This is a genomic window from Membranihabitans marinus, from assembly GCF_021729155.1.
Classification (GTDB): domain Bacteria; phylum Bacteroidota; class Bacteroidia; order Chitinophagales; family Saprospiraceae; genus Membranihabitans; species Membranihabitans marinus.
Genome location: NZ_JAJQYA010000062.1, coordinates 1 through 13268 on the forward strand (window position 1 = coordinate 1; position 13268 = coordinate 13268).

Sequence of the window (13268 nt, forward strand, 5' to 3'; positions counted from 1 at the left end):
TACAACTGCAGGATATTTTTATAAACAAAGATAATGACGCCTCGACATGGTAGCTAAAAACCTATCGAACAATGTTGTAGTCTCGCCGGGGTGAACGAATTAAGTACGAAGTACCGTAGACCGTAAATCGGTCTACGATGAGAGAAGTCATGCCCACCGTGGCATGACGAGATTCCATGAAATTTGCTGTAGATTTTGCGGTCTTTCCCCGCCCACCCGAAACACGGAGGAAGCGGTGGCTGAGCTTTGTCGAAGCCCGGTTCCTTCATCCTACCTAACCCTCCCACGACACAGTGGTCGTCTTCCCTCAATGCTATTATAATTTTATTGTAAAATGAAATTTTATACTGATCAATATAAATGCAGTCTCGTCGCAGCACAGTGGCTAATAACCTTTCGAACAATGTTGCAGTCACGCCTCGGCACAGTGGCCTCGGTTCCTTCATCATTGACCGATTTACGGTCAATGGCTCTCCGAGCTTCATTCAGTCATCTTCACCAAATGCCGATTTACGGCATTTGGTTGTCCTTCAGACAACTATGCTCAGTCATCCTTTGGGCAACTTCATTCAGTTATATTAAATGTACATTTAATATGAAAAACACTCTAATCATTTGATATGACCGTTTTTACATTATTTGAATTAAAGTATTTTGTATGTGATTAATATGTGGGGGAAATCACTTCAGTTGAAGTATTTCTTTGAGTTATTCGTTTTGTGAAAAACAAAAGCGATCTCGAGGATCGCTTTTGCAATGTAAAATGTTGTACGGTTTTCTTGCTGAAATTTCTTAATACAGTTTCCTCATTACTCTTTTTTCAGATATTCTTCCAATAGTCCTAAATCGTAAAAATGAAAGGTTTTTTCTTCTGACATAGCAATAAAAATACCGTTGGGAAACTGAGCATTTAATGAATCGGGATATAAATCACATCCATCTGTTTCTGTAGTCGACAACGACAAATTTCCGATGAATTCATGGGGTGATCGTCTATTGTAAACATTGAATGAATTGTCTTGCTGATTGGATACAATAATATAGCCATTGCCTTTTTTATCGGTGGGCCAGAGAGCTATCCCTTCGCGATCTTCTGTAAATCCAGTCTTTCCGATAATATTTATTTCGGCATCTCCTTTGCTCGGATCCGCATAATATTTTCGAATACCAAAAGCTTCGTCAGAATAATATAGATATTCATGATAATTATCAACCATTAAAGCTTCGATTTCGCTGGGTTCTCCAGAAAAACCACCAAACGCCCTTACCTTTTCTACGGAAAAAGGTATTGTGTCCGTATGTATTTTATACTGGTATATATATGCCCCATCGTTCCCGTGTTTTCTACTTACAAAGAAATATGATTCCTCGGTTCTAGGATTTCGATAGAAGGCAATTCCCATCGGTCGTTTTAGACTATCTATTGTTTGGTTTTCAAACACGGGAAATCCACCTCCATCCATAGCTTTTAAACTGGGATAAGAATAGATGCGCACTCGATGACTTTCGCGTTCGGTAAATGCGATAATGTCAGTGGTGTCATGGACTGTTTTTATCTGTGTCAGTAAGTCTACATTGTTGGGGTAATTGACCTTCTTTAAAGAAAGTGAATCTATGATTTTGCCATCCAATCCAAAGCTGTATACTCCACCGCCAATTTCTTTGTCCGTACCAATGACCAAGGATTGGCCAATATCACTGGGGTGAATCCAGATGGCTGGGTCATCGGTATCGTGGGGAACAGCCTCGGTAATGAGGGTCGGTTCAATATTATGTCTGGTCTCTACCTCATTACTGCACTGAATACCGGAAAGTATAGCAGTACCTATTAAAAGACTGTTGATTTTATTTTTTAAAGAAGTCATATTTTATTCCAATGTTTATTCGTGAATTGTAATATTCCATTTGCATAGTGCGCTGTGATACTCCTTGGTAGTATCTCAAAGGTTGATTGGTTAAATTGTTGGCTTCTACAAATACTCGCCAATTGTCGGTAATGGCATAGGATGCATTGAAGTCGAGGAAGAATTGTTTGCCGTAATATCTGTCGTAAAAATCACTGTCGCCCAATTCATCGATATAGGCATCTGAAAAATTAAGGGAAAGACGAGCAACCCATTTTTTTAATTCATAACTCAATGAGGCATTGAACATCTGAGGACTGGCACCTGGAAGAGAAATATCTTCTCTCAATTCCCCATCTTCGTTGCGTACCCCCTCTGCTTTGGAACCGATATAGGTGTAGTTGAGATAAATACCCAATCCTTTTAAGTTGTTGGGTAGAAAGTCCAATTGTTTTTGAAAGGCCACTTCAAATCCATATAGATTGGCATTGGCTCCGTTTTGTGGCTGAAATAGATCATATCCAGTGGCTTGGTCTTCACCTTCTAAAAGATAGATAAATTTGTCTATTTTTTTATAGAAAAATCCTCCGCTAACGATACCTACAGTATTAAAATAATGTTCAGCCATTAAGTCGATATTCGAAGATTGAGTCGGTTCGAGATTGGGATTGCCAGCAAAGATTTCTTCGTCTTCGGCGATAACATCTCGGTAAGGAACTAAGTCGTAGTAGTTTGGACGGGCCAAAGTGTTGGACCAAGACAGTCGCAATATGCTGTAATGGGTAAGGTCGTATTTTAGGTGGATACCCGGAAGAAAATTGGTATAAGATGATTCACCGCGATTCTGTTTTATTAATTCTTCACTATCGGCCAATTCATTACCCAAATATTCGAGTTGGGTATGTTCCATTCGCAACCCTAGGGTAGTAGAAAATTTATCGGAAAATTTTTGTTCCACCATGGCATAGGCGGCTAATACATCCTCACTGGCTTCAAAATTACCGGGAAGGTATTCGTCTGGTTTGCTTTCCTTTTCGAATAAACTGCTGTTGAATAAGTCCATTTTTCCTAAATATTCTGCTGAAGCAAAATCACCCGCTTGGTATTTTGACCCAGGCAAGAAATTAGATTTTGTTTTATTGATTAACTCCGTCATGGAGAGGTTTTCGATATTGTCATTTACTGGACTGTATTCGTCAAAAGTATTGTCTCTGCTCTTGTCTTTGTTTCTGTATTTAACTCCCCATTTTACTTCCCCCAGGTGGTCAAATAAATGGATTTTATGACCGAAGTCCACTCTGGCGTTAAAGTCATTTTCTTCGGTGAATTGTGACTCGTCCGTGATCTCGTCCAATTCATAAGTGGCTAAATCGATAGGTTCAGAGGCGGTAATTAAAGGAAATTTGGCATTCGAAATATTGTGATTTAGAGCAAATGCATCCTCGGTTTCAAACACAATGTATCTTTCGTTTAACCGTTCTTCTGACGCATTGGCCAATGACAAAACCCAGTTAGCAGAAAACGCATTGTTGAATTGGTGCTGACCTTCGATAGCCATATAGCGAACTCTTTGATCCTCCAGTCTAGTATTTCGGTTGCGGTCCGAGTCAATGCCGGCTTTGGATTCTCTAATACCAATGCCTTCATAACCAACAATGTTCTCGGTATCGTCTTGGAAGACGGGTTCTATATCGTCGATTTCGTTGACATATCGATTTTCTCTGTCGTCTCTCCAGTTGTACATTCCACGGACAAAAATGCTATGATCATTATTGAATTTATAGTCCAAATTAGCAGAAAACGATCTTCTTATTCGCTGCACTTCGTATTGTCTTATTTGAAAATTGTTGATATAGGGAGATACTTCGATGTCGTCTCCAGTTAACGGTGATTCTGCTTCGTTTTCCCATTCAGCTTCTACATTATCCGAACCAAACTTGTTGTCGTTGTACGAGGTAGATAAGATAATGCCCAGTTTGTCTTTGGCCAATCGAGTACCGTAAATCAGACCTCCAGTAAGATTGGGTTTTTCACTTAAAAAGTTGTAACCCGAAGCCAAGGTCGCCGATATTCTAGTGTCGTTGGGTGCTGGTCGAGTGGTTAAATTCACCGATCCACCGATGGCATCGGCATCGAGATTGGGGGTGACGGATTTGTTGACTTCAATGGTTTGAATCATGTCAGAAGGGATTAAATCCATCTGAATATTTCTGTTTTCCGCTTCTGCAGAAGGGATGCGATCTCCATTGATAGTTACTGAATTTAAATGTGGAGCCAGTCCTCTTACTATGATATTACGTGCCTCTCCTTGATCACCTTGCATGGTAATGCCTGGGATACGTTTCATCGCATCACCAATATTGGCATCTGGGAAACGTCCGATTTGATCTGAGGCCACAATATTGGAAATGTTCATATTGCTCCGTTGTTGGTTTAGGGCTTTGGATTGCCCCTTCAATCGATCACCGAGAATGAGAATTTCTTGGCCCATAATGACGCCAGGTTGTAGTGATACCTCAATCATATTGTTGTCCTGACTTGGATTTTTGGAGACTTCTATGCTTTGATATCCGATAAAACTAATATCGAGATGGTAGGTTTTATTTTCTAGATTATTAAAACTAAAGTGACCGCTTTCGTCGGTATAGGTTCCCAATTCTGCTTCATTGAGGTATACGGCTGCTCCAGCTAAATTGAGATTGTTCTCGTCTACGATTTTTCCTTCTATGGAAAGATTTTGCCCAAAGAGATTCTGAGCAAATAAAGTCATGAATAGAATGGCAATGTTTCGCATAATTTGATAATTATTTTAGTTGCGTAAAATTATCGAAATGCGAAGGCCGTGTTTATTTTGCGTAATTAAGAAATAGTTAAGAATGGTGTTAATAAAATGTAAACTCTGATTTGTATGATGATAGATAATTCATCGGGGTAAGCGAAAATTATTCTCTAATTATAATTTCATTTGCTTTAGAGAACTAACGGTGTCTAAGGTAAGAAAATAGAAATTTAGATCGACTCACCAAAACTTTAAAGGAATAAATTTGAATTCAAAATTTCAAAATCTTTCTCATTGGCTAGGTAGAATTTGTATTTAAAATCTTTATATTTAGATTTAATAAAAACAAGGAGAGTTGCCGACCCTTCTTGAATTTTTGATTTGAATCGATAATATGCAGCTTGTAAGCGAGGAAGAAGTTAATGAATATATAAATCTGTCCATCTGGTCATCTCCAAAGATAGACTCCAGTATTGGTAAGGTTTCAAAAGATGAAAATCATTTGATTTTTAAATATTTTATAATGGATCGGGATACGGTATTAGATCTAAAAAATAATTATGTCTTTAAAGTCAAGGTTCTTCCATCCTTTTTTGATCGCTATGGTGAGACCCTAAACTTTTTAACTTCTTCAAAGGTTCTAAACTATACCGCTAAAAATTTACTGTACGAAATACTGAAACAAGAAGGACAAGGGATTAAGAGGAAGTTGATTCTTGAGGCCAAAATATTGCTGTTGATTCAAAACCTATTAGATACCAGTCAATCTCTTTCTAGCAAAACCAGAGAAATGGCCATGCCTATCTCAGAAACACAGGTGCAGAAGGCCATTCAATTTATTCAAGTTAATTTAGATAAAAAATTGTCGGTTTCAAATATTGCCAATGAAATAGGTACCAATCAAATGTATTTGAAAAGAAGTTTCAAAGCCTATACTGGTATTACGATTTATCAATTTATCCAAAAGTATAGAATGGATCTGGCTATTCAGTTGATCAAGCACAAAAAACACACTCTATCTGAAGTGGCTACAAAAATTGGATTCAGTTCTTTAAGTAGCTTTAGTCAAGCATTTCGCAACTATCATGGTGTCAATCCAAGTCAGTTTTTGGTGGAGTCTTAATTATTTTCTGATTTCTAAACAAAATTTACGTTTCTCTAAAATTTGTTAAGTTGATATCTCCTAAATTGCGGCTTTTTAGATTTAGTCTAAATAGGATTAACGGTGAAAATCAACAATAATTTTTTAGTGCCGCTTTTTTGCATGGTTTTATTGACGACGTCATACGAATTGACTGCGCAAGTAAATAAACTTTCTGGTTTTGTATTTGGTCCATCTAATGAACCATTAGTAGGTGCCTCTGTAATTGTTGATGGAACACAGTTGGGCACCGTAACAGATGTTCATGGGGCATTTCAAATCACTGATATTAAGAATGGAGAGTATACCATATCTACCTCCTATATTGGGTATAAGACAGAATCAAAAAAGATAGCGGTCCATGCTGATACACAGGTCAAATTTAATTTGATGGAAAACGCAGCGGAATTGTCAATGGTTGTTATTCAGGGAACAACAGAGAAAACAAAAATAGAGAAAGAAGGTTTTGCGGTTGATATTATTGATACTAAAGAAGCGGGACAACGAAATATCCAAACCAATGAGTTGTTAAATTCATCGGTTGGTGTGAAAATTCGGCAGAATGGCGGCTTGGGTTCAAATGTGGAATACTCGCTCAACGGACTATCTGGAAGTGCTGTACGGATTTTTATAGATGGTATTCCTATTTCTACTTTTGGTTCCTCTTTTAATCTAAATTCTATACCTCCTTCAATGATTGATCGAATAGAGATCTATAAAGGGGTAGTTCCGGGTCATTTGTCTGATGATGCACTGGGTGGAGCGATTAATATTGTTCTGAAAAGTTCCACAAATAACCATCTGAATGCTTCCGTTTCATACGGTTCATTTAATACATTACAAGCCAGTTTTAATGGTTTATATCGCTACGATAATTCTGGATTTACTGTAAAAGCATCTGGTTTTCATAATTATTCGGACAACGATTACAAGGTGTCGGGAAGAAGCGTATTGGTGACAGGACTAGGAGGGGTTCAAACACCGATTACCGCTAGAAGATTTAATGATGCCTATAGCTCTACAGGGGGAGTCATTCAGTTGGGATATACTGATGTTAAATGGGCAGATCAGTTTTATATAGGTTATACAGGATCTAGCAATTACAAAGAAATTCAGCACGGAGCATTTATGACCATAAGTCCATATGAAGGTCGATTTACACAGTCTGAGGCTAGTTTGGTAAATCTTTCTTATCAAAAACAAGATCTTTTTACAAAGGATTTAGATCTTACCATCAATGGTTACTATGGAAAGCGAAATACACAAGTAATAGATACTGTGACATGGGCATATAACTGGGCAGGTGAGCGCGCCATTGATTTTAGAGGAAATGAATATAAATACAGTTGGGGCTCTCAACAGGAAGGCGGTCCTACTGAGGCTAGAATTGATAGAAATGTAGCCTCCATAAGAACAGGATTGTCCTATTCCATAAATGATCATCATAAAATATTATTCAATCATGTGCACAACAGAATTGATCGGGAAGATAGTGATAAACTTAGATCGGTTTTAGAAAACACATTTTTGGGAACAAGGGATTTGTATAAAAATATTGTAGCGCTAACCTATGAAGTAAATGCCTTTGATGAGAGATTAAAAACCAGTTTGTTCGGGAAGTATTATCAACAAAAAACAATAAGTGTCGATCCTGCTATTGAAATTGGTTCTGATGGAGTTAAAAAAATAGTAGATGAAGTAGTCAGCAGCAATAAAATAAATAATGGATATGGTTTCGCATTGTCTTATGCTATCATTCCCGAGATCACATTGTTGACTTCTGCAGAAAAAGCAGTTAGACTTCCAAATGAAACTGAAATATTTGGCAGTGATGGGGATAATGTTGTTGCTAATTCAAGTATAAATCCCGAATTGAGTAAAAATTTTAATCTCGGATTTCGATTTGGTTCTTTTAAATTAAATAACCACCAATTGGTAGTTACTACCAACTTATTTACCCGAAACATAAAGGATAGAATAGGACTTCCGATAGAAACATCTCTAAATGTTGATGATGAATTGATTCTATATGTTAATCAAGGTAGTGGAACTTCGAAAGGCATAGACCTTCAATTTAATTATACCTACAACAAAAAATTATTCTTCAACTTTAATGTGTCCAAGTTTGATTTGAAAATCGAAAATAGAGGGGTCGAAATTGATGTGCCTAATACACCATTCCATACAATGAATGCGAACTTGCAGTATTCATTCAAGGATTTGATTCAGAAAAAATCAAAACTTGATCTTTTTTACAGTTTGAGCTTTACTGATGAGTTTTCTTATATAGTCCCCCAAGGTTCGAATACTGTAGGCGACGATTTCTTCAAAGTTCCAAACCAATTGGCACAGGATCTGGGAGTAAGTTATACCCTTCCAAAGAAAGACATTGTTGTGAGTTTTGATGTTAAGAACATTTTTGATAAACCTGTTTATGATAATCTTTCTGTGCAAAAGCCGGGAAGAGCTTTTTACTTGAAACTTAATTATTCCATATATAAATTTTAAAAAATGAAAAGTATATTTTTAATTATTAGAAATATTACATTTATTGCTTTAGCTCTGGGTTCTATCGTTTCCTGTAGTAAGGATGATGACATAACTCCAGATCCAATACCTATGGAAACAGAATCTAGATGGATTACTGTAGCGGCAGCTAGAATGGGTGAAAACCCTGGTGATGGTAATGGTGGAACATTATTATATTCGATTAGTAGTGAGGATGCCAAAGATCCTACAGTATCTATTGCGCCTTTTGATAATGGCTTTATTGCCCCTTCAAACAGAACGGCAAGATTGCAATCTTCAGAGGATGGGAATACCATATTCAATATAAGCTATGCTGGTGATACCGGTGGAAACTATACTAAATATACAGTAGAAGGGGGGCAGAATTTTACCCCAACTGGTTCAGAAGTAAGTATTGCTCCATATGTAGGATCTGCACCGCGTTGGATTAAGCTATTTGATGGTGATAAAACTGGTGCTGCCGTATACGTATCCACAGAACATGAAATCGATGATAATGATACTCCAGATGACGTAACAGATGATATCTACGTACGTACAGACGCCAAGATTGGTATTGTAACATTGGACTTGGTCAATTCTTCAATCAAAGAATTTCAAGAACACAGTGTGCCATTGACTGCGGAAGAAGAGGCAAATGGATATTATTTTTCAAGAATTGATATGCCAGTTTTGAATGCTGCAGGGGATAAAATATATATCGGAGCACGTTTAAGTAAGGTTAATCCTGAGACGGCAGAAAGTGATAGTGGTTATGAGATTTTAGGGTCTAAAACCATTGTGTTGGATTATCCGTCTTTACTCAATCCAACCGTAATTACTTCTAGCGTAGGACATGGAAATACTAATGGATACCGAAGTATCAATGCTTTCTTATATAATGGAAGTGTTTATCAAGCAAATCAAAGTGATCCTGAAGGTTCTCATATATTGAAAATAGGTAGCGATAATCAATACGATGATTCTTACGACTTCAATCTAGATGAGGCTTTAGGTGTTGAAGGTGCTTATATTCTAGCTTGGAGACCTGCTGAAAACGGTAAAGCTGTTTTGGCCTATCGACACGATGGATCAGCAGAAGGAGTGGCTGGTGCGCAGGGATTCTTTGCATTAGTTGATTTAGAAGCAAAAACAGCAGAAAAAATTAATGATATACCTTATGATCCTGATTTTTACTTGTTCCAATATCAGGGATTTGTAGTTGATGGAAATGAAATCTATCTTACTCAAGCCCCTGTAGGTGAGAATGGAAACATATATGTGGTAGATACAGAAACTGGTGTAGTAACCAAAGGTGCTGAGTTGGTAAATGTGGAGGGAAGCCACTTTATCGGTACATTTTAAAAGTACATTCACTGATAACCTAGAATTGATGGTTATCAATAGGTTATACATTTTATAATTAAAGAGGAGGTTTTTTGTTTGTAGGCTGGTAGACAGTCGATTAACGAAAACCTCCTTTTTATTTACAAGATTTAACTTGCCATAATCTTTTTCACTATTACCCTATTTGTCATAGGACGAGTCACACTGTGGAAAGGGAAAATGCTATAATTCCACATCCTAACCCGTGGCAATGGGGGTCATAAGATGTTGATCCTAACCCCAAATCATAGACAGCAACGTATTCAATCTTATCAGCTCTGTACATGATTCGTTAGGATGAAGACCTTCGACAAAGCCCATTCGGCGGCTTCAAAGATTATCTTGACCATCCTTTTATCTTACTCATCCTGTTCAGACAACAGGCAAGAAATGGCTGCTCAATGAAATGATTGTCACGCTGGAGCACAGTGACTAACCCATTCGAGGTGCAGCGACCTCGACTCCTTCATTCAATCCACATTAAGTGGCTTCATTACTTTGTACTGCATTCCCTCGTAGTCGTCAGAACCCGATTTACGGCTTCAGGAGTAAACACTGCAGTCGTCCATATTTAGTCGATTGGATGCTGCACATTTTCTTCAATCAGTATAAAATGCATTTGGTATTGATCATCATTAGCAGAATGGCCTACATATTGAATCATGACGCAATCGACCCATCTTATTTCTATTTCTTCCACAAAAAGATATTCCTAATTAAAAATATACTAGCTGTGGTCACCAATGCCAGCATAAATATTTCTGAGATATTGCTACTCTCAAAAAATAAGGCTTCGACAAAATGATAGATATTGTAAAGCCCGGCTATACTTGCCCAAATAAGGGAGAGCCATTTAAACCACTGCTTAGATATCTCAACAGTTAGAAGGGCAAAAGTTAGACATAGACCCTCGAATAATATCCTGTAAATATGATGCATAAATGGGGGTTCTCCAGTGGCACCTTCTATGATCAGTGTTTCATTATAATAGATGTTAAATAGTCCATAAATGTGATGAATAATCCAACCTATACCTAGAAATATCCATAAAATAATAATTTTAGTTCTCATGTCTATATGATTTTTATCAGTGGAAATAAGATCATTTAATTCAGAGGTCCTTGATGGTGTTGAGATTTCCTCATTTTTTAAATGGTTATAATCGATCGGATTTTTTGAGAATGAACTTTGATCTTTTATAGAAGGTTTTAGTTTTGAGTATACGACTAAGGAAGATATGGCAATGCCAATCCAGAATAGATCGATAAAAAATATTTCAAATTGATGAGTGGAAAAGGCAGTCCAAAGCCAATTTTTTGTTATTATTCCATTGGCTACAGGGATGAATAATCCAAAAATTCCTCCGAGTAAAAGGCAGTATTTATTAGTGAAGTAATTGTCTCTTTTGAATCTGAAAAATAATATAAACCCTAACCAAGTCAAGAAATAAAACCAATAAATAGCCGACATTTTGTTCTCGAAATATCCATTCGATAATTTTACAAACAAAAATGCTAACGCAGTGACAGGTAGCATAGACAAACAAATGGCCATATAAATATGTCCTACCTTGGCAGTATATAGTCGTTGGGTTAGCGTCATACTCCTTTTGTTCCTAGATTCAATCCATATCAAAACACCGGAAATGATTACAAAGCAGGTGAGGAGGGATAGGATGAAATAAAGTAGTTTCATGGGAATTCCTCCAAAATCGGCAAAATGTAATCTACCCAACACCCGTTGAATGTCCTCAATATAACTGCCTTCTTTCGGATTTTTATAGGATTCTATATCGCCAGTATAGGGATTTATTACCAATCGTCCAATCCCTATAAACCCCTCACTGTCCTCTAAGTCGCCTACCAAAATATATTTCATATTGACACCGGCATAATTTCTGATGAATCCTCTTGTTAAATCAAAGTTATCCCATTGGCTAGCTGTCAATTGGGCAAATTCATTGAAACTAGGTATAGTGTTATTGGATTCACCTAACCATTCGTATACCTTTCGATCCGGTCTCACATCTTCCATTAATTGGAGCTGATCACCATCGTATAAAAAATTAGCAGGGATAAGGACTAATAGACTTAAGCAAAAATAGGCGCCCGTCAGTGCAAACATCAACTGAAAAGGAAGTCCTATTACCCCCAATGCTGTATGTGCTTCTGTCCATACTCGTTTAAGGGCTATTCTAGGATTAAAGGTATAAAAGTTGGGAATGATTTTTTTCCAGTGAACAATGATTCCCGTAATTATAGCAAATAAGAAAAATAAAGATACGAAGCCGGCCAAGTAGATACCGATAGCTGGAAATTGAGAAAAGAAATGCAGACGGTACAAAAATTCTCCTACACTATAGTGTTGTTCGTAGGTTTTTCCCTCAGAGGAATGAATTTCAATTGAAAAAAAATGGGTTTCCTGAGCTGTTTCAGATAATGTAGAATCTTTTCTTCTATCTATAAATACTTCAATTTTGTCATCGTGTTCTCCAAAATTAAATTGTAAATCTCTACTTGTTAAATCGATATTTTGATCTAAATTCTGAATTATATGGTCGAAATCAATGTCTTTTCTTTCTGTATGACTGACAGGATTGCCATTCTCCCAAATAGCAATTTCTGCTTTAAACAATGAAAATGCCCCTGCAAAGAAAATTACATAAAGTGCAGCACTAATAACAATTCCACTAACCGTATGCGTATTGAATAGGACATTGTATATTCTTCTGTTACTCATGTTGTAAATGGATTGTGTTGATTGGCAAAACTGTATATACCCAGTAGAATGGCAATAATTATGAGGTATATCAACCATGGTTTCCATCCATTTACAAACAAAAATGGAATAATCAAAAGTGCACACCAAACGATAAATAAGGTGATGATTGAAGTGATTAAAACTTCTTTATGATGGGGTAGGATAAGGGATAAACACATATGCAATAAAGCAGTAATAAGGTAGCCCCCTATAAGGCCAGCAGATATTTTGGCAAATTGATGCCAAGATGATTTATTGAGGTATTTGGTATTTGCAGGCATAATCTAAATGATAAATTCAAATAATAGGATCATGATAAATAGAGCAATAAGATGTTTATTAGTGCATTTCCTCAATGGTGTTAGAACGACGATTAAACTTATGAGGATGATGGTCAGGACGGAGAAGAAAAATATTCCAGATGCAAATCCAAATTTTATGATGGTCAGGACTAAAGAAGTTATGCCGAGTAGGAATGCCAAAACCTTGGTGTACAATTGATGATTTTGAATCCAATTTTTTATATAGATTGAGGGTAGTTCTTCTGACTTAGAGGAAACGATATAGTGGAGATAACAGCCAAGAAATAATAATACAATACTGCTTGTAATCATATTTTGAAGTTAAAAGAAAAACAACCCCAAATTATTTTCTTTGGGGTTGTAAATTTATAGATTCAAATGTTATTGTTCATGGTTTTTATTTTAATAGAATAGATATTTAGAATTTATACATTGCAGTAGCAACCAATGATCTAGGTGATTGGGCGTTGACTGGAGACTGTTCAATTAAGTGTGTCTACTTATCTTAGCAAACTATGAAAAAAGAGAAGAAAAACGAGAAGGAAATA

General features: G+C 36.7%; 8 protein-coding genes. 4 read left to right on the forward strand and 4 right to left on the reverse strand.

What is annotated here, in order from left to right; translation table 11 throughout:
- Window positions 1-809 precede the first annotated feature (809 nt).
- Window positions 810-1865, reverse strand: coding sequence for a phytase (locus LVD51_RS19675; RefSeq protein WP_236973092.1), 1056 nt, complete (start codon window positions 1863-1865; stop codon window positions 810-812).
- Window positions 1846-4638: a TonB-dependent receptor gene (locus LVD51_RS19680; RefSeq protein WP_236973093.1), complete on the reverse strand. Its 2793-nt coding sequence runs from the start codon at window positions 4636-4638 to the stop codon at window positions 1846-1848. The genes LVD51_RS19675 and LVD51_RS19680 overlap by 20 nt, the downstream gene beginning before the upstream one ends.
- 379 nt (window positions 4639-5017) lie before the next feature.
- On the opposite strand from LVD51_RS19680, the gene LVD51_RS19685 reads away from it, so the two are divergent.
- The 3 genes from LVD51_RS19685 to LVD51_RS19695 all read left to right on the forward strand — a co-directional run bounded on the left by LVD51_RS19685 (window position 5018) and on the right by LVD51_RS19695 (window position 9637).
- On the forward strand, window positions 5018-5746 hold the full coding sequence (locus tag LVD51_RS19685; protein ID WP_236973094.1) for a helix-turn-helix domain-containing protein: 729 nt from the start codon (window positions 5018-5020) through the stop codon (window positions 5744-5746).
- A gap of 141 nt (window positions 5747-5887) precedes the next feature.
- Window positions 5888-8272 carry a TonB-dependent receptor gene (locus tag LVD51_RS19690; RefSeq protein ID WP_262912822.1) on the forward strand — a complete coding sequence of 795 codons (2385 nt, stop codon included), beginning with the start codon at window positions 5888-5890 and terminating at the stop codon, window positions 8270-8272.
- Window positions 8273-8275: 3 nt separating this feature from the next.
- Window positions 8276-9637, forward strand: coding sequence for a hypothetical protein (locus LVD51_RS19695; RefSeq protein WP_236973096.1), 1362 nt, complete (start codon window positions 8276-8278; stop codon window positions 9635-9637).
- Window positions 9638-10345: 708 nt separating this feature from the next.
- Here the strand turns inward: LVD51_RS19695 and LVD51_RS19700 are convergent.
- Entirely contained in the window at window positions 10346-12397 is a 2052-nt protein-coding gene (locus LVD51_RS19700; protein ID WP_236973097.1) for a PepSY-associated TM helix domain-containing protein, read from the reverse strand.
- Window positions 12394-12699 carry a hypothetical protein gene (locus tag LVD51_RS19705; protein ID WP_236973098.1) on the reverse strand — a complete coding sequence of 102 codons (306 nt, stop codon included), beginning with the start codon at window positions 12697-12699 and terminating at the stop codon, window positions 12394-12396. Before LVD51_RS19705 ends, LVD51_RS19700 begins: the two co-directional genes overlap by 4 nt.
- Before the next feature lie 31 nt (window positions 12700-12730).
- On the opposite strand from LVD51_RS19705, the gene LVD51_RS19710 reads away from it, so the two are divergent.
- On the forward strand, window positions 12731-12919 hold the full coding sequence (locus LVD51_RS19710; protein WP_236973099.1) for a hypothetical protein: 189 nt from the start codon (window positions 12731-12733) through the stop codon (window positions 12917-12919).
- The last annotated feature ends 349 nt before the right edge of the window (window positions 12920-13268 follow it).